The 18,782-nt window shown below is 70.6% G+C and carries 12 protein-coding genes; 6 read left to right on the top strand and 6 right to left on the bottom strand.

Annotated elements, in window-relative coordinates; translation table 11 throughout:
• Window positions 1–176 precede the first annotated feature (176 nt).
• The 4 genes from ABZ919_RS22665 to ABZ919_RS22650 all read right to left on the bottom strand — a co-directional run bounded on the left by ABZ919_RS22665 (window position 177) and on the right by ABZ919_RS22650 (window position 5,345).
• Window positions 177–1,793 carry a glycerol-3-phosphate dehydrogenase/oxidase gene (locus ABZ919_RS22665; RefSeq protein WP_361250599.1) on the bottom strand — a complete coding sequence of 539 codons (1,617 nt, stop codon included), beginning with the start codon at window positions 1,791–1,793 and terminating at the stop codon, window positions 177–179.
• Window positions 1,794–1,841: 48 nt separating this feature from the next.
• Window positions 1,842–3,380: a glycerol kinase GlpK gene (gene glpK, locus ABZ919_RS22660; protein ID WP_361250596.1), complete on the bottom strand. Its 1,539-nt coding sequence runs from the start codon at window positions 3,378–3,380 to the stop codon at window positions 1,842–1,844.
• A 63-nt stretch (window positions 3,381–3,443) separates the two neighbouring features.
• Window positions 3,444–4,238 carry an MIP/aquaporin family protein gene (locus tag ABZ919_RS22655; RefSeq protein ID WP_361250593.1) on the bottom strand — a complete coding sequence of 265 codons (795 nt, stop codon included), beginning with the start codon at window positions 4,236–4,238 and terminating at the stop codon, window positions 3,444–3,446.
• 342 nt (window positions 4,239–4,580) lie between these two features.
• Window positions 4,581–5,345, bottom strand: coding sequence for an IclR family transcriptional regulator (locus ABZ919_RS22650; protein WP_361250590.1), 765 nt, complete (start codon window positions 5,343–5,345; stop codon window positions 4,581–4,583).
• A 304-nt stretch (window positions 5,346–5,649) separates the two neighbouring features.
• On the opposite strand from ABZ919_RS22650, the gene metH reads away from it, so the two are divergent.
• The 4 genes from metH (at window position 5,650) to ABZ919_RS22630 (ending at window position 13,775) form a co-directional block, all read left to right on the top strand.
• Window positions 5,650–9,162, top strand: coding sequence for a methionine synthase (metH, locus tag ABZ919_RS22645; protein WP_361250587.1), 3,513 nt, complete (start codon window positions 5,650–5,652; stop codon window positions 9,160–9,162).
• A gap of 196 nt (window positions 9,163–9,358) precedes the next feature.
• Window positions 9,359–10,060, top strand: a complete 702-nt coding sequence (locus ABZ919_RS22640) for an HAD family phosphatase (RefSeq protein WP_361250584.1) — start codon at window positions 9,359–9,361, stop codon at window positions 10,058–10,060.
• 432 nt (window positions 10,061–10,492) lie between these two features.
• A complete protein-coding gene (locus ABZ919_RS22635) occupies window positions 10,493–12,097 on the top strand; it encodes an ABC transporter substrate-binding protein (protein WP_361250581.1) in 1,605 nt (534 codons plus the stop codon).
• Window positions 12,098–12,194: 97 nt separating this feature from the next.
• On the top strand, window positions 12,195–13,775 hold the full coding sequence (locus tag ABZ919_RS22630) for an ABC transporter substrate-binding protein (protein WP_361250578.1): 1,581 nt from the start codon (window positions 12,195–12,197) through the stop codon (window positions 13,773–13,775).
• Window positions 13,776–13,876: 101 nt separating this feature from the next.
• On the opposite strand, the gene ABZ919_RS22625 is transcribed toward ABZ919_RS22630, so the two are convergent.
• Together ABZ919_RS22625 and ABZ919_RS22620 are read right to left on the bottom strand one after the other, a co-directional pair.
• Window positions 13,877–14,548, bottom strand: coding sequence for a response regulator transcription factor (locus ABZ919_RS22625; RefSeq protein ID WP_055703620.1), 672 nt, complete (start codon window positions 14,546–14,548; stop codon window positions 13,877–13,879).
• Between the two features lie 14 nt (window positions 14,549–14,562).
• The gene (locus tag ABZ919_RS22620; RefSeq protein ID WP_361250576.1) at window positions 14,563–15,594 is read right to left on the bottom strand and encodes a PD-(D/E)XK nuclease family protein; all 1,032 of its coding nucleotides are present in this window, start codon (window positions 15,592–15,594) and stop codon (window positions 14,563–14,565) included.
• A 179-nt stretch (window positions 15,595–15,773) separates the two neighbouring features.
• On the opposite strand from ABZ919_RS22620, the gene ABZ919_RS22615 reads away from it, so the two are divergent.
• Both ABZ919_RS22615 and ABZ919_RS22610 read left to right on the top strand, forming a co-directional pair.
• Window positions 15,774–17,627 (top strand): site-2 protease family protein, encoded by a 1,854-nt coding sequence (locus ABZ919_RS22615; RefSeq protein ID WP_361250573.1) that lies wholly within the window; start codon window positions 15,774–15,776, stop codon window positions 17,625–17,627.
• A 139-nt stretch (window positions 17,628–17,766) separates the two neighbouring features.
• Window positions 17,767–18,669, top strand: a complete 903-nt coding sequence (locus tag ABZ919_RS22610; RefSeq protein WP_351549202.1) for a tRNA (adenine-N1)-methyltransferase — start codon at window positions 17,767–17,769, stop codon at window positions 18,667–18,669.
• Window positions 18,670–18,782: the final 113 nt, after the last annotated feature.

Below are 18,782 nucleotides of genomic sequence, written 5' to 3'. Positions count from 1 at the left end.
CTGGTGCGGGGCCCCCGCCCACCGGCGGGGCGCGGTCTGCCCGGGGGTTGGGGGGGGGGGCGCCCCCAGGGGGGGGGGCCCCCCCCCCCCCCATGCCCGGACCCGGTGCGGCGGGGTCCGGTGCTGCGGTGGCGGCCGGTCCCGGTCGGGGGGAGCGGACCGGCCGCCGCCGAGGCCTACTTTTTGTCGAGCAGGTCCTGCACCTTCGCGCGGACGTCGTCCGTGGCCAGGCCCCGGATCGTCAGCGTGGTGCGGCGGCGCAGGACGTCGTCAGGCGTCTCGGCCCACTCGTGGTCACGGGCCCAGACGACCTGCGCCCAGATCTCCGGGGCGTCCGGGTGGACGCGCTCGGCCAGCTCCGGGTTCTCGTTCGCCAGGCGGGCGATGTCGAAGGCCAGGGAGCCGTAGTGGGTGGCCAGGTGCTTGGCGGTGTCGGCGGCCATCCGCGGACCCGGCGCCGGGTGGTCCACCAGCAGGCGGTGGGCGACGGCGCGCGGGTTGGCGACACCGGGCAGCGGCAGCTTCTTCGGCAGGGAGGCGATCGGCTCGAAGTCGTCGCCCAGCGGCCGGCCCGGCAGCGACTCCAGCTTCTGCATGACCGTACGGCCGATGTGCCGGAAGGTGGTCCACTTGCCGCCCGCGACGGACAGCATCCCGCCCCTGCCCTCGGTCACCACCGTCTCGCGCTTGGCCTTGGCGGTGTCGCCGGGGCCGCCCGGCAGCACGCGCAGGCCCGCGAAGGCGTAGGTGATGAGCTCGCGCCGCAGCTGCTGGTCCCGGACGGAGAACGCGGCCTCGTCCAGGATCTGGGCTATGTCCTTGTCGTTGACGGACACGTCCGCCGGGTCGCCCTCGTACTCCTCGTCGGTGGTGCCGAGCAGCAGCATGTCCTCCCAGGGGAGGGCGAAGGTGATGCGGTACTTGTCGATGGGGGTGGCCAGGGCGGCCTTCCACGGGGAGGTCCGCTTCAGGACCAGATGCGCGCCCTTGGACAGCCGGATGGACGGCGCCGCGTTCGGGTCCTCCATCCTGCGCAGGTGGTCGACCCACGGGCCGGTGGCGTTGAGCACCAGGCGGGCGTCGACGCCGAACTCCTCGCCGGAGACCCGGTCCCTGAGCTCCGCACCGGTGACCCGGCCGTTGGTGAAGCGCAGGCCCGCGACCTCGGCGTGGTTGAGGACGACCGCGCCCGCGTCGACGGCCGCGCGGACCGTCATCAGCGCCATGCGCGCGTCGTTCATCTGGTCGTCGCCGTACACGGCCACGGCCTTGAGGTTCTCGGTGCGCAGCTCGGGCACGTCCTGCGCAGCCTTGGCGGGGGAGAGCAGGTGGCCGACGCCGTCGCCGAACGCGGAGAGCGCGGAGTAGGCGAAGACGCCCGCGCCGAGCTTCGCCGCGCCGTGCGGCCCGCCCTTGTACACGGGGAGGTAGAAGGTGAGCGGGTTCGCCAGGTGGGGGGCCACCTGGCGGGAGACCGCACGGCGCTCGAAGTGGTTCTCCGCCACCAGCTTCACCGCGCCGGTCTGCAGGTAGCGCAGACCGCCGTGGAGCAGCTTGGAGGAGGCGGAGGAGGTGGCGCCGGCGAAGTCGCCGGCGTCGACCAGAGCCACCCTCAGGCCGGACTGCGCGGCGTGCCAGGCGGTGGAGATGCCCAGGATGCCGCCGCCGATCACCAGAAGGTCGTACGACGCCTTGGAGAGCTGCTCCCTGGTCTCGGCCCGACTCGGGTTGGAGCCGGAGGCCGGGTGCGTCCCCAGGGCAGGCACGGACTGCAGGGTGGACTGACTGGTCATGTCGGGTACTTACTCCTCGTCAGAGATGTCTGAGCTGATGTGGGCCGCTCAGCTCTCGTCCTCGATCCAGCCCATGGTCCGGTCGACGGCCTTGAGCCAGTTCTTGTACTCACGGTCGCGGGTGTCCGCGTCCATCTGGGGGGTCCATTCGGCGGCCCGGCGCCAGTTGGCGCGCAGTTCGTCGGTGCTGGACCAGAAGCCGACGGCGAGACCGGCGGCGTAGGCGGCGCCGAGGCAGGTGGTCTCGGCGACCATCGGGCGCACCACCGGTGCGTCCAGAACGTCGGCGAGGGTCTGCATCAGCAGGTTGTTGGAGGTCATGCCGCCGTCCACCTTCAGGGCCACCAGCTCGTCGCCGGAGTCCTTGACCATGGCGTCGGCGATCTCCCGGGTCTGCCAGGCGGTCGCCTCCAGGACGGCGCGCGCGAGGTGCGCCTTGGTGACGTACCGGGTCAGACCGGCGATCACACCGCGGGCGTCGGAGCGCCAGTGCGGGGCGAACAGACCGGAGAAGGCCGGTACGAAGTAGGCGCCGCCGTTGTCCTCGACCGAGAGCGCGAGCGTCTCGATCTCGGCGGCGGTGGAGACGAGGCCCATCTGGTCGCGCATCCACTGCACCAGCGAGCCGGTGACGGCGATCGAGCCCTCGAGGGCGTAGACCGTCGGCTGGTCGCCGATCTTGTAACCGACCGTGGTCAGCAGACCGGCGTAGGAGTTGATGATCTTGTCACCGGTGTTCATCACCATGAAGGTGCCGGTGCCGTAGGTGGACTTGACCTCGCCCTCGGAGAAGCAGGTCTGGCCGAACAGGGCCGCCTGCTGGTCGCCGAGCGCGGAGGCGACCGGGATGCCGCCGATCACGTCGCCGAGCTTGCCGCCGGTGACCTCGCCGTAGACCTCGGCGGAGGAGCGGATCTCCGGCAGGATCGCGAGCGGCACGCCGATGGACTCGGCGATCTTCCCGTCCCACTCCATGGTGTGCAGGTTCATCAGCATGGTGCGGGAGGCGTTGGTCACGTCGGTGACGTGCTTGCCGCCGTCGACACCGCCGGTCAGGTTCCAGATGACCCAGGTGTCCATGGTGCCGAAGAGGATGTCGCCGGCCTCGGCGCGCTCGCGCAGACCGTCGACGTTGTCGAGCAGCCAGCGGGCCTTGGGGCCGGAGAAGTACGAGGCCAGCGGCAGGCCGGTCTCGCGGCGGAAGCGGTCCTGGCCGACGTTGCGGCCCAGCTCCCGGCACAGGGCGTCGGTGCGGGTGTCCTGCCAGACGATGGCGTTGTGGACGGGCTCACCGGTGTTCTTGTCCCACAGCACGGTGGTCTCGCGCTGGTTGGTGATGCCGATGGCCTTGATGTCGTCACGGGTGATGCCGGCCTTGGCGACGGCCCCGGCGACGACTTCCTGGACGTTGGTCCAGATCTCGTTGGCGTCGTGCTCGACCCAGCCCGGCTTCGGGAAGATCTGCTCGTGCTCCTTCTGGTCGACGGACACGATGCGGCCGTCCCGGTCGAAGACGATGCAGCGGCTGGAGGTCGTGCCCTGGTCGATCGCGGCGATGAACGGGCCTGCGGTGTGGGCGTCGGTCACTGTGTGCTCCTGAAAGATCCGTGTGATGGGGCTGTACGTACGGCGCGTGCTTCGAGGTGCTGTCTAAGCGAAGGCGACGTTGTAGATGCCTGCAGCGATCGCGCCGCCGATCAGCGGGCCGACCACCGGGACCCAGGCGTAAGCCCAGTCGGAACCACCCTTGTTGGGCAGCGGGAGCAGGGCGTGCACGATGCGCGGGCCCAGGTCACGGGCCGGGTTGATCGCGTAGCCCGTCGGGCCGCCGAGCGAGAGGCCGATCGACACCACCACGAACGCGGTGATCAGACCGCCGAGGATGCCGAGGCCGTTGCCCTTGTCGTTCAGGCCCTGAGTGAGGACCGCGAGGATCAGCACGACGGTGCCGATGATTTCCGTGGCGAGGTTCTGTACCGCGTTCCGGATCTCCGGACCGGTGGAGAAGATGCCGAGGACCGGGCCGGCGCCCTTCTCCTGGGCCTCGACCGCCTTGGCCGTGGTGGCCTGCGCGCCCGGACCGCCGACGATCTCCTTGTCGGTCAGGTGGGCGTGGAACTGGCCGTAGTAGGCGACCCACACCAGCGTCGCGCCGATCATCGCGCCGAGCAGCTGTCCGGCGAAATAGGTCGGAACGTTGCTCCAGTCGTTGTTCTTGATGGCCAGGGCGACGGTGACAGCCGGGTTGAGGTGTGCACCGGAGAGCGGTCCGGAGATGTAGACGGCCGTCATGACGGCGAAGCCCCACCCGAAGGCGATGGCGAGCCAACCGGCGTTACGGGCCTTGGAGGCCTTCAGCGTGACGGCCGCGCAGACGCCGCCGCCGAGCAGGATGAGTATGGCGGTACCGATGGTCTCGCCGATGAAGATGTCGGAGCTGGACACCCGCGACTCCTTTGTCCTTCGTCCAGGGTTAGCCGAACCCCGGTCCCGCCGGGGTTCTGGCGCCCTCGGGGGTGAGAGCGATGCCGGCCCTTGGCGTTGTCACACTCTAGCGCGTATTGCCGGTAGGTGTTCGACAATGCCGACCGATGGACGGGAGTCTTGCTTCGGCGTTACGCATGCGTCAAGGGTTCTGTTATCGAAAACAGGATCGTTATTGATCGCTTCCGGTTGTCACTCTTCGCACGCTGACGTAGGTATGAGCCCGATATGTCCATTTCAGGGTAGGGCGAGAACCGGAACGCCGCTCGGCGTCCCGGTCGACCCGCACAAGGGGCGCAGCCCTCAGAACCGTCCCGCGCCCAGGTCCCTGGACACCGCGCGGGCGCAGTCGCGCACCGCCGCGATCAGCTCGGGACGCAGTTCCCCGTCCCGGCACATGCGTTCCACGGCGCCGGTGATGCCGACCGCGCCCACGGGCATGCGGCGCCGGTCGTGGATGGGTGCGGCGACGGACGCCACGCCCTCCCAGGTCTCCTCCACGTCGGCCGCGTACCCACGCGCGCGCGTGAGGTCGAGAAGGTGCTCGAAGTCCTCGGCGTCGCACACCGTGCGGTCGGTGAAGGCCTTCCGCTCGGTCTCCAGTGCCTCGCTGTGCGCGACCGGGTCGTACGCGGAGAGGACCTTGCCCAGTGCGGTGCAGTGCAGCGGCTGCATGGCGCCGATCTCCAGCACCTGCCGGCTGTCGTCGGGGCGGAAGACGTGGTGCACGATCAGCACGCCCTGCTGGTGCAGGACTCCCAGATAGACGCTCTCCCCGCTGGAACGGGCCAGGTCGTCGGTCCACACCAGGGCCCGGGCCCGCAGCTCGTGCACGTCCAGATAAGTGGTGCCCAGACGGAGCAGCTCGGCGCCCAGCTGGTAGCGCCCGGAGGCGTCGTCCTGCTCCACGAAGCCCTCCTGCTGGAGGGTGCGCAGAATGCCGTGGGCGGTGCCCTTGGCGAGGCCCAGGGACGAGGCGATGTCCGACAGGCCGAGCCGCCGCTCGCCGCCTGCCAGCAACCGCAGCATCGCGGCCGCCCGTTCGAGCGACTGGATGTTCCGTGCCATCGCCGTCCTGCCTCCGTCCTCTTGGACACTGCCTCGGCGCCCGACGACACCGTTCGACAATGCCGAACACTACCGGTCGTTGCCGACCTACCGCCAATGGTCGGACGGCACTTGTTACATCACACGTGACCTGGGTGTGGCGCGCGCGCCACCCGCGTCCGGTTCCTGGACCGCCCTGTCCGTCCGCGTCGTGGACGGACCTGCCCATCCAAGCCCACCGCCGGTTAGGCTGGCGCCGTGCCCTTTCCCGGCTCAGCCGGGGAAGCCGCATAGCCGACAGCCGTCGCATTTAGGGAGCCCCTTCATGGCCTCGTTGCCACCGTCCCCTTCCGCCGACAGCCGGACCCGTGCGTCCGCGCTCCGAGAGGCCCTCGCCACCCGCGTGGTGGTCGCCGACGGAGCCATGGGCACCATGCTCCAGGCCCAGGAACCCACCCTCGAGGACTTCCAGCAGCTCGAGGGCTGCAACGAGATCCTCAACCTCACCCGCCCCGACATCGTCCGCTCCGTCCACGAGGCGTACTTCGCCGTGGGCGTCGACTGCGTCGAGACCAACACCTTCGGGGCCAACCACTCGGCGCTCGGCGAGTACGACATCTCCGAGCGCGTGTACGAGCTGTCCGAGGCCGGCGCCCGCGTGGCCCGCGAGGTCGCCGACGCGTTCGGCGCCCAGGACGGCCGCCCCCGCTGGGTGCTCGGCTCCATGGGCCCCGGCACCAAGCTGCCCACCCTCGGCCACGCCCCGTACACCACCCTGCGCGACGCCTACCAGCGCAACGCCGAGGGCCTGGTCACCGGCGGCGCCGACGCGCTGCTGGTGGAGACCACCCAGGACCTGCTGCAGACCAAGGCCGCCGTGCTCGGCGCCCGCCGCGCACTCGACGCCCTCGGCCTGGACCTGCCGGTGATCGTGTCGGTGACGGTCGAGACCACCGGCACCATGCTGCTCGGCTCCGAGATCGGAGCGGCCCTCACGGCACTGGAACCGCTCGGCATCGACATGATCGGCCTGAACTGCGCCACCGGCCCGGCCGAGATGAGCGAGCACCTGCGCTACCTCGCCCGCACCGCCCGCGTCCCGCTGTCCTGCATGCCCAACGCGGGCCTGCCCGTCCTCGGGAAGGACGGCGCCCACTACCCGCTGACCGCGCCCGAGCTGGCCGACGCCCAGGAGACCTTCGTCCGCGAGTACGGCCTCTCCCTCGTGGGCGGCTGCTGCGGCACGACCCCCGAGCACCTGCGCCAGGTCGTCGAGCGCGTCCGGGGCCTCACCCCGCCCGCGCGCGACCCGCGCCCCGAGCCCGGCGCCGCCTCCCTCTACCAGACGGTCCCCTTCCGCCAGGACACCTCCTACCTGGCCATCGGCGAGCGCACCAACGCCAACGGCTCCAAGAAGTTCCGCGAGGCCATGCTCCAGAGCCGCTGGGACGACTGCGTGGAGATGGCCCGGGAGCAGATCCGCGAAGGCGCGCACATGCTGGACCTGTGCGTGGACTACGTCGGCAGGGACGGCGTCGCCGACATGGAGCAGCTGGCCGGCCGGTTCGCCACCGCCTCCACCCTGCCGATCGTGCTGGACTCCACCGAGGTCGACGTCATCCAGGCGGGCCTGGAGAAGCTGGGCGGCCGCGCGGTGATCAACTCCGTGAACTACGAGGACGGCGACGGCCCCGACTCCCGGTTCGCCAAGGTCACCCGGCTGGCGCGGGAGCACGGCGCCGCCCTGATCGCGCTCACCATCGACGAGGAGGGCCAGGCCCGCACCCCGGAGAAGAAGGTCGAGATCGCCGAACGGCTGATCGACGACCTGACCGGGAACTGGGGCATCCGTGAGGAGGACATCCTCATCGACACCCTGACCTTCACCATCTGCACCGGCCAGGAGGAGTCCCGCAAGGACGGCCTCGCCACCATCGAGGCGATCCGCGAGCTGAAGCGGCGCCACCCGGCCGTCCAGACCACGCTCGGTCTGTCGAACATCTCCTTCGGCCTGAACCCGGCCGCCCGCATCCTGCTGAACTCCGTCTTCCTCGACGAGTGCGTCAAGGCGGGCCTGGACTCGGCGATCGTGCACGCGTCCAAGATCCTGCCGATCGCCCGCTTCTCCGAGGAGGAGGTGCAGACCGCCCTCGACCTCATCTACGACCGCCGCGGCGAGGGCTACGACCCCCTGCAGAAGCTCATGGCCCTCTTCGAGGGCGCCACCGCCAAGTCGCTGAAGGCGGGCAAGGCCGAGGAGCTGGCCGCGCTGCCGCTGGAGGAGCGCCTCAAGCGGCGGATCATCGACGGCGAGCGCAACGGCCTGGAGGTCGACCTGGACGAGGCCCTGCGGGACCGCCCGGCGCTCGACATCGTCAACGAGACGCTGCTGGACGGCATGAAGGTCGTCGGCGACCTGTTCGGCTCCGGCCAGATGCAACTGCCGTTCGTCCTGCAGTCCGCCGAGGTCATGAAGGCGGCCGTCGCCCACCTCGAGCCGCACATGGAGAAGTCGGACTCCGAGGGCAAGGGCACCATCGTCCTCGCCACCGTGCGCGGCGACGTGCACGACATCGGCAAGAACCTGGTCGACATCATCCTGTCCAACAACGGCTACAACGTGGTCAACCTGGGCATCAAGCAGCCCGTCTCCGCGATCCTGGAGGCCGCCGAGGAGCACCGGGCCGACGTCATCGGCATGTCCGGGCTGCTGGTGAAGTCCACGGTGATCATGAAGGAGAACCTGGAGGAGCTGAACCAGCGCGGCCTCGCCGTCCGCTTCCCGGTCATCCTCGGCGGAGCGGCCCTGACCCGCGCCTACGTCGAGCAGGACCTGCACGAGATCTACGAGGGCGAGGTCCGCTACGCCCGCGACGCCTTCGAGGGCCTGCGCCTGATGGACGCCCTCATCGGCGTCAAGCGCGGGGTGCCCGGAGCCAAGCTGCCCGAACTGCGGCAGCGCCGGGTGCGGGCCACGGCCGTCGAGGTCGCCGAGCGCCCGGAGGAAGGGCACGTCCGCTCCGACGTCGCCACCGACAACCCCGTGCCGGCCCCGCCGTTCTGGGACACCCGGATCGTCAAGGGCATCCAGCTCAAGGAGTACGCGAGCTGGCTCGACGAGGGCGCGCTGTTCAAGGGGCAGTGGGGCCTGAAGCAGGCCCGCACCGGCGAGGGGCCGTCCTACGAGGAACTGGTGGAGACCGAGGGCCGCCCCCGGCTGCGCGGCCTGCTGGACCGGCTCCAGACGGAGAACCTGCTGGAGGCGGCCGTCGTCTACGGCTACTTCCCGTGCGTGTCCAAGGACGACGACCTGATCATCCTGGACGAGCAGGGCAACGAGCGCACCCGGTTCACCTTCCCGCGCCAGCGCCGCGGCCGCCGGCTGTGCCTGGCCGACTTCTTCCGGCCCGAGGAGTCGGGCGAGACCGACGTCGTCGGCCTCCAGGTGGTCACCATCGGCTCACGCATCGGCGAGGAGACCGCCAAGCTCTTCGACGCCAACTCCTACCGCGACTACCTCGAACTGCACGGCCTGTCCGTCCAGTTGGCCGAGGCGCTCGCCGAGTACTGGCACGCACGGGTCCGCTCCGAACTGGGCTTCGCCGGTGAGGACCCGGCCGACATCGAGGACATGTTCGCGCTGAAGTACCGGGGCGCCCGCTTCTCCCTCGGCTACGGCGCCTGCCCCGACCTGGAGGACCGCGCCAAGATCGCGGACCTGCTCCGGCCCGAACGGATCGGCGTCCACCTGTCCGAGGAGTTCCAGCTGCACCCCGAGCAGTCCACGGACGCCATCGTGATCCACCACCCGGAGGCGAAGTACTTCAACGCCCGGTGAGACCGCCCGGGGCCGGCCGGCAGGGGCCACGCCGACGGCCCTCCGGCCTGCGCCGGGGGTCCCCGATGGGTTACCCCCTGTGCGCGAGTGATAAACGAGGCGTTTCCTTCGCCGGAGACGTACACTGGTCGGTCCACCACAGGCCGGTTCCCTGTCCGGGAACCGGCCTGCTCGTCCCCCAAGGAGGTGCGCCCGGATGACCAGCACGGTCCCCGCGCTCGGAACCCTTACGGCCGACGGCTCCGCCCTGCAGGCGGTGCTCCTCGACATGGACGGCACCCTGGTGGACACCGAGGGTTTCTGGTGGGACGTGGAGGTCGAGGTCTTCTCGGCCCTCGGCCACGCCCTGGACGAGTCCTGGCGGCACGTCGTGGTCGGCGGCCCCATGACCCGCAGCGCCGGATTCCTCATCGAGGCCACCGGTGCGGACATCACCCTCGCCGACCTCACCGTGCTCCTCAACGAGGGCTTCGAGGACCGCATCGACCGCGCCCTTCCGCTGATGCCGGGCGCCGCCCGGCTGCTCGCCGAACTCCACGAGCACGGCGTCCCCACCGCCCTGGTCTCCGCCTCCCACCGGCGCATCATCGACCGCGTGCTCAGTGTGCTCGGCCCGCACCACTTCGCCCTGTCCGTCGCCGGTGACGAGGTCTCGCGCACCAAGCCCTTCCCCGACCCCTACCTGCTCGCCGCGGCGGGGCTCGGTGCGCGCCCGGACAGATGCGCCGTGGTCGAGGACACCGCGACCGGTGTCGCCGCCGCCGAGGCCGCCGGCTGCCGCGTGGTCGCCGTACCCTCCGTCGCCCCCATCACCCCGGCCGCGGGGCGCACCGTGGTGCCCTCGCTGGAAGAGGTGGATCTGGCATTTCTACGCGGCCTGATGACGGAAATGCGCTAGCCGTTCACCCAGCGTGAAAAGTCCATTGGCCCGGTTGGACAAATTTCCGGGGAAGTACACCGGAGTGGAATTCGCAGCCGGACGTCCGACCGAATTCCACTGACTCCCCACACAGTTGCGGGTGTGACGTTCCCCACCCCGGCATCCCTCGACAAGCCGGTCCGCGTGTGCTGGACGGCCTCGTTCGGCCCGGAACCGCGCGTCTTTGTGTCCCGATTGATGGGATGCTGCACTAATCATGCCGCTGTCGGGTTTTCGGTGCGTCCACACCTGGTTCCGCTGCGTGATGGGGGGTCAACTCGCGCGGCTGTGAACCCTCCTGCGGGCGCGGACTAATCTCATCGCGAGAACATCGCCGCAACCCCCGTGGTCCGCCGCACCACCCATGCATGCCGGATACACGGACCCGAACAGCTCTGGAGAAACTCCCGCATGAACCGCAAGACTTTGGTGCTGCCGGCGGTGGCCGGCCTCCTCACCCCGGTTCTCGCCGCGTGCGGCGGATCCACCAGCGGGAGCAAGAGCGGCGATGCCATCGTCGTCGGTACCACGGACCGGTTCACCGCCACGAAGGACGCCCCGGCGCCCTTCGACCCGGCCTACGCCTACGACGTCGGCACCTGGAACGTCCTGCGCCAGACCGTGCAGACCCTGATGGCGCAGCCCAAGGGCGAGGGCGACCCCGTCCCGGACGCCGCCGAGAGCTGCTCCTTCACCGACAGCGGCAGCGAGCGCTACGCCTGCAAGCTCCGTGACGGCCTGAAGTTCGCCGGCGGCGACCCGGTGACCGCCCAGGACGTCAAGTACTCCATCGAGCGCGCGCTGCGCATCAAGTCCAGCAGCGGTGTCGCCTCCCTTCTGAACACCATCGACACCGTCGAGACGCAGGGCGACCGCGAGGTCATCTTCCACCTCAAGACCGCCGACGCCACGTTCCCGTACAAGCTGTCCACTCCGGTCGCGGGCATCATCAACCCGAAGGACTACCAGAAGGACAAGCTGCGCGACGGCTTCCAGGTCGACGGGTCCGGCCCCTACACCTTCCAGGCCGACGTCAACGGCAACGCGGTCACCGCGGCCACCTTCACCAAGAACCCCAACTACAAGGGCTTCGTGAAGGTGAACAACGACAAGGTCGAACTGCGTTCGTTCTCCGACGCCGACGCCATGGGCGCCGCCATCGCCAAGGGCGACATCGACGTCATGACCCGCACCATGACGCCCGCCCAGATCCAGAAGCTGGACGCCGGCGGCGACGACAAGGTCGACCTGGTCGACATGCCGGGGCTGGAAATCCGCTACCTGGCCTTCAACACCAACGCCCCGACGGTGAAGTCCAAGGCCGTACGCCAGGCGATGGCCCAGATCGTCGACCGCGCGGCCCTGGTCTCCAAGGTCTACGGCACCCAGGCCGAGCCGCTGTACTCGCTCGTCCCGGCCACCGTCACCGGCCACTCCAACTCGTTCTTCAACAAGTACGGCAACCCCAGCGTCGCCAAGGCCAAGGCGCTGCTGGCCAAGGCCGGCATCACCACCCCGGTCAAGCTGACCCTGCACTACACCACCGACCACTACGGCTCCGCCACCCAGAAGGAGTTCCAGGTCCTGCAGCAGCAGCTCAACGCCAGCGGCCTGTTCGACGCCTCCATCCAGGGCCACTCCTGGGACACCTTCCGGCCCGCCGAGCAGAAGGGCCAGTACGACGTCTACGGCATGGGCTGGTTCCCCGACTTCCCCGACGCCGACAACTTCCTCGCGCCCTTCCTCGACAAGGACAACTTCCTCGGCTCGCCGTACTCCAACAGCGAGATCCAGCGCACCCTGATCCCGGAGTCCCGCCGCGAGGCCGACCGGCTCAACGCCGGCAAGAGCCTGACGGCGATCCAGGACATCGTCGCCGACGACGTCCCGGTCCTGCCGCTGTGGCAGGGCAAGCAGTACGTCGCCGCACGCGACGACATCACGGGCGTCGCCTACGCCCTCAACTCCTCCTCGACGCTCCAGCTGTGGGAGCTCGGCCGCGGTGTGAGCGGCTGACGGCTCTCTCGTCCGGGGCCTGGGACGGCTGCTCCGGACACCCCGGGGCCAGGACGGCGGCCCCGGGGGTGACGAACCGACGACAAGGCACTCTCAAGTGAACATGCGCAACCAGTGGCCAGTCCTGCCCGTCGTGGCGGGGCTGGCCTCCGGCTTGTTGACCGGCTGCGGCTCGGAGAGCGGTGATTCCGGGGGTACCGGCTCCTCCGTGGTGATGGGGATGTCCGACGACGTCCTCGCCACGGACCCGGCATCCGGCTACGACCCCGGCTCCTGGCTGTTGTTCGACAACGTCTTCCAGTCGCTGCTCAGCTTCCCCAAGGGCCAGACCGAACCCCAGCCGGAACTGGCGAAGGAGTGCTCCTTCACCGACTCCCGCGCCACCGTCTACCGGTGCACGCTCAAGGGCGGCCTGAAGTTCAGCAACGGCGACCCGCTCACCTCGAAGGACGTCAAGTTCTCCTTCGACCGCACGCTGAAGATCGACGATCCCGCGGGACCCGCGGTCATGTTCCCGATGCTCGGCAGCATCGACACACCGGACGCCAAGACGGTCGTCTTCCACCTGAAGTCCTCCGACGCCACCTTCCCCAGCAAGATCGCCTCCGGCGCCGGCTCCATCGTCGACCACCGCCAGTACGACGCCAACGGCCTGCGCACCGACCACAAGGCCGTCGGCTCCGGCCCCTACAAGCTGGACTCCTTCGACAAGGACCAGGCGGTCTTCTCCGTCAACGGCAACTACAAGGGCACCGCCGAGGTCAAGAACTCCGGCGTCACCCTGAAGTTCTTCCATGGCGACCGCGCCGCCCTGAAGAACGCCCTCCTCGACGGCGACGTCGACATCGCCTACCGAGGCCTGTCCGCCACCGACATCGCCGGCCTCGACCAGCAGGGCGGCAGCAAGGGCGTCGACGTCATCGACGGCACCAGCGCCGAGGTCCAGCACCTGGTCTTCAACATGAAGGACCCGGTCGCCGGAAAGCTCGCCGTCCGCAAGGCCATGGCCTACCTCATCGACCGCGACGCCCTCATCGCGAACGTCTACCAGGGCACCGCCACCCCGCTCTACTCGATCATCCCGGCGGGCATCGTCGGCCACGACACGGCCTTCTTCGACACCTACGGCGCCCGCCCCTCCCGGGCCAAGGCCGCCGCCGCACTGCGCGCCGACGGCATCACCGGCAAGGTCGGGCTCACCCTGTGGTCCACGCCGTCCCGTTACGGCCCCGCCACCGACCAGGAGCTGAAGGCCATCGCCGGCCAGCTCAACGCGAGCGGCCTGTTCGCCGCCGACGTCAAGTCGGTCGCCTTCGACCAGTACGAGAAGGACATCGCCACCGGCAGATACGGCGTGTACGTCAAGGGCTGGGTCCCCGACTATCCGGACGCCGACAACTTCACGGCCCCCTTCTTCGGCAAGGGCAACGTGCTGGACAACAACTACCGCAACGGCACCATCACCGGCAGTCTCATCCCCGGCACCGCCGCGCAGAGCGACCGGGCCGCCACCGACAAGGACTTCGGCCGGCTCCAGAACATCGTCGCCGCGGAACTGCCCGTCCTGCCCGTGTGGCAGGCCAAGCAGTACGCGGTCGTCCGCGACGGCGTCTACGGTCTGGAGTACTGCCTCGACGCGTCCACCGTGTTCCGGTTCTGGGAACTCAGCAAGAGCTGACGCCCGTTGACGCCGCCGACACGCAGGGCGCCCCTCTCCACGGGGGAGGGGCGCCCTGCGGCGTCCTCCCGGATCGTCCGCCGGCGGTGCGGACCGTTCGCCTACTGCGCGCCGGGACGCACCAGACCGCTCTCGTACGCGTACACCGCCGCCTGCACCCGGTCCCGCAGACCCAGCTTGGTCAGCACATGCCCCACATGCGTCTTCACCGTCGTCTCGCTGACGAACAGATCGGCCGCGATCTCCGCGTTGGACAGGCCGCGCGCCACCAGTTTCAGCACCTCCACCTCACGGTCGGTGAGGGTGTTCAGCGTGTCCGGCACCGGCTCCTCACCCGAGGGAAGATGCCCCGCGTACTTGTCCAGCAGCCGGCGTGTGATGCTCGGCGCCAGCATCGCCTCACCCGCCGCCACCACACGGATGGCCTGCACCAGCTCATTGGCGGGCGCGTCCTTCAGCAGAAACCCGCTCGCCCCGGCGCGTAGCGCCTCCACCACGTACTCGTCCAGATCGAACGTGGTCAGCACCAGCACCTTCGCCGGACCGTCCCGGCCCGGCCCGGTGATCTGCCGGGTCGCCTCCACCCCGTCCATCCGCGGCATACGGATGTCCATCAGCACCACGTCCGGCTGCAGGGCCCGCACCTGATCGAGGGCCTGCAGACCGTCGCCGGCCTCGCCCACGACCGCGATGTCCTGCTCGGCCTCCAGAATCATCCGGAAACCGGTACGCAGCAGGGGCTGGTCGTCGACCAGTAGGACACGGATGGCCACGTGAGACTCCTTCGCTAGTCCGGGCCCATTCTGCCCTGCTGCACGCTCCCGGACTCGGCCGCCCTCACCGGCAGCGGATACGGCGGGGGAGTGCCGCCGAACTCCGGGCAGTGCGCCTGGTGGTCGCACCACCCGCACAGCTTCGTCGGGCGGGGTCGCCACTCCCCGGTCTCCGTGGCCTGCCTGATGGCGTCCCACAGCGCGAGCAGCTTGCGCTCCACCCGCTCCAGATCGGCGAGGACCGGGTCGTACGTCAGCACATCCCCGCTGCCCAGGTACACCAACTGCAGCCGGCGCGGGACGACCCGCTTCAACCGCCACACGACCAGGGCGTAGAACTTCATCTGGAACAGCGCGCCCTCGGAATACTCCGGCCTCGGCGCCTTCCCCGTCTTGTAGTCGACGATCCGCACCTCACCGGTCGGCGCCACGTCCACCCGGTCGATGATCCCGCGCAGCCGCAGTCCCGAATCCAGCTCGGCCTCCACGAACAGCTCCCGCTCGGCCGGCTCGAGCCGCGTCGGGTCCTCCAGCGTGAACCAGCGCTCGACCAGCCGCTCGGCCTCCTCCAGCCACCCGGCCACCCGCTGCCCGTCCGGATCGTCCGCGAACAGCTCCGTCAGCTCCGGCCTGCTCTCCCGCAGCCGCTCCCACTGCCCCGGGATCAGCGCCTTGGCCCGCGGCGCGGTCCGCTCCGGCGCCGGCGCGTCGAACAGCCGCTCCAGCACCGCGTGCACCAGGGTGCCCCGGGTCGCCGCGGCGCTCGGCTTCTCCGGCAGCCGGTCGATCACCCGGAACCGGTACAGCAGGGGGCACTGCATGAAATCACCGGCCCGGGACGGGGACAGCGACGTCGGAGCTATGGCGACCCACTCCGCACCGGACCCGGGCGCGGCCGGCACCGCCGAGTCCGGCCCGGGCGTCTCCACAGGCGTCGACGGGCCCGGCACCGGCGCCGTCAGGGGCGTCGGCTGCGGCGCCTTTGCCGGTTCCGTCTGCTCGGCGCCGCCCCGTGGGGCGGCGGCGTCCTCGATGCTGCTGTCCATGCCCCAGACCTTACGGCCCACCACTGACAGTGACCCAGCCGCCGCCCCTGCCCGGCCACCCCGTCCGTGAGGCAAACACAAGGGGTGCCGGGGCGAAACGCGCCACCAAGGCCGCATACCATCGACCAGAGACCCTTCCGTCCGGCAGGTACGGAAGACGCTTCGAACGAGGGGACACCGTGGACGTGAGCGGCGCGAGCGGGCAGCCGCGGTCCGGCAACCAGGAGCCGGCCGAGCACCCCGCAGGTCCAACGGCCCCGACGACCGACCACACCCACCCCGCCGGCCCGGAGCCCCACCCCGGCACGCCCACCGCGGACCACGACCCGGCCGACGCCGAGCACACCGCCCGGCCGAGGCCCTCACGCCCCGCCGATCCCACCTGCCCCGACGGCCCGACAACCGGCCCCCAGGACGCCGATGCCACGGCCGGCACTCCGGAGAGCCCCGGCGACACGGCCACGCCGCCCCCCGGCGCCGACGGCCCGCAGGCCATTGGTGGCGGCGGCCCGGAGACCTCCGGTGTCAGCGACCCGGCGGGCGAGCCGGGCGACAGCGGCACTCCCGGCGCATCGGCGACCACCGGCGTCGACAGTGCCGTGGGCGACGCCCACACCACCGGCAGTGGGGCCCCCGGCACCAGCATTCCGCCCCGCGCTCTGCACCCCCCGGCCGGTGACGACCGCACCGCGCCCCGCGACGGCACGCACCCCCCGGCCCGGCCGGACGCCCGCGCGGCCCACGAGCCCGGCACCCGCGACGGCACGCACCCCCCCGCCCACGACCCCGGTACCCACCCCGACGACCCGCACCCCGAACACCGGACGCTCGCCCACTCCGGCATCGCCAAGGGCGAGCCGCCACAGCCACGGCCCAAGGAGCCGGGCGGAGGCATCCTCATGGGCCGGCCGTTCGGCGTGCCGGTCTATGTGGCACCGAGCTGGTTCCTCGTCGCCGCCCTGATCACCTGGGTCTTCGGCGGCCAGCTCGACCGCGTGCTGCCCGAGCTCGGCGCCGCCCGCTACCTGGTCTCCCTCTTCTTCGCCGTCGCCTTCTACGCCTCCGTCCTGGTCCACGAACTCGCCCACACCGTGGCCGCGATCCGCTTCAAGCTCCCCGTCCGACGCATCCAGCTGCAGTTCTTCGGCGGCGTCTCCGAGATCGAGAAGGAGGCCGAGACCCCGGGACGCGAATTCGTCCTGGCCTTCGTCGGCCCGCTGCTCTCCCTCGTCCTCGCCGGGCTGTTCTACCTCGCCATGAAGCCCGTCGAGCCCGGCACCGTACCCGGCGTCCTCCTCGCCGGCCTGATGATCTCCAACCTCATCGTGGCGATCTTCAACCTCCTGCCCGGCCTCCCCCTGGACGGCGGCCGCATGCTGCGCGCCGTCGTCTGGAAGATCACCGGCAGGCCCATGAGCGGCACCGTCGCCGCCGCCTGGGTCGGCCGCGCCCTCGCCGTCACCGTCCTCATCGGTCTGCCCCTGCTCAACCAGTCCGGCGCCCTCGGCGGCAACAACACCGACACCGGCGGCATGGACACCGTCACCGATGCCCTGCTCGCCGCCATCCTCGCCGCGATCATCTGGACCGGCGCCGGCAACAGCCTGCGCATGGCCCGCCTGCGCGAACACCTCCCCGAGCTGCGCGCCCGCACCCTCACCCGCCGCGCCGTGCCCGTCCAGACCGACACCCCGCTCTCCGAGGCCCTCCGCCGCGCCAACACGGCCGGCGCCCGCGCCCTCGTCGTCGTCGACGCCCACGGCAACCCGATCTCCCTGGTCCGTGAGTCCGCCATCGTCGGCGTACCCGAACACCGCCGCCCCTGGGTGCCGGTCAGCGGCCTCGCCCAGGAACTGACCGACGGCATGCGCGTCTCCGCCGAGCTCGCCGGAGAGGAGCTCCTCGACGTCCTGCGCGCCACCCCCGCCACCGAATACCTGGTGGTCGAGGAGACGGGGGAGATCTACGGCGTCCTGTCGGCGGCAGACGTGGAACGAGCCTTCGTCAGAGCGATGGCAAGGCCCGCCGCCTAGCGCCCTGCACCGGAGAGCCACCCGCCAGGGGCGCGGCGAACTGCGCGACAAGCCCCGGACGACCGGTACCTCCGCACGCACCGCCCCTGCAGCCCCTCCGTCGGCCAAGCCCCCCGCGGGGAACCGGTAGGCTGTTCACATGTCCGAACCGACCGGTGCCGCCCGCAGGCGCGGGCCCTTCAAGGTCGGGGACCAGGTACAGCTGACCGACCCCAAGGGTCGCCACTACACGTTCACGCTCGAAGCCGGGAAGAACTTCCACACCCACAAGGGCTCCTTCCCGCACGACGAACTGATCGGCGCTCCCGAGGGCAGCGTTGTCCGCACCACCGGCAACGTCGCCTACCTCGCGCTGCGCCCCCTGCTCCCCGACTACGTCCTGTCCATGCCCCGCGGGGCAGCAGTCGTCTACCCCAAGGACGCGGGGCAGATCCTCGCCTTCGCCGACATCTTCCCCGGCGCGCGCGTCGTGGAAGCCGGCGTCGGCTCCGGCTCGCTCAGCAGCTTCCTGCTGCGCGCCATCGGCGACCAGGGCATGCTGCACTCCTACGAGCGCCGCGAGGACTTCGCCGAGATCGCCCAGCAGAACGTCGAGCGCTACTTCGGCGGCCCCCACCCGGCCTGGCAGCTCACCGTGGGCGACCTCCAGGACAACCTGTCCGACACCGACGTCGACCGCGTCATCCTCGACATGCTCGCCCCCTGGGAGTGCCTGGAGGCCGTCTCCAAGGCGCTCGTCCCGGGCGGCATCCTGTGCTGCTACGTCGCCACCACCACCCAGCTCGCCCGGACCGTGGAGTCCATCCGCGAGATCGGCTGCTTCAACGAGCCGACCGCCTGGGAGACCATGATCCGCAACTGGCACATCGAGGGCCTGGCCGTCCGCCCCGACCACCGGATGATCGGCCACACCGGCTTCCTGCTCACCGCCCGCCGCCTCGCCGACGGAGTCGAGCCGCCCATGCGCCGCCGTCGCCCCGCCAAGGGCGCCTACGGCGAGGACTACGCCGGACCCAACGCCGACGGCGGCGCCGGCCGCTGACCCACCCCGCACCCGCACAACGCAAGGGCGCCGTGCCCGAGTTCCCGCCCACCGGTGGGAACTCGGGCACGGCGCCCGCCCGTTGACAGCACACCGCGGCCCGCACACCCCCG

This window comes from Streptomyces sp. NPDC046759 (genome assembly GCF_040645475.1).
Taxonomy (GTDB): Bacteria; Actinomycetota; Actinomycetes; order Streptomycetales; family Streptomycetaceae; genus Streptomyces.
The sequence above is the reverse complement of the archived record's forward strand: the minus strand, read 5'-3'. Positions and strand labels throughout refer to the sequence as shown.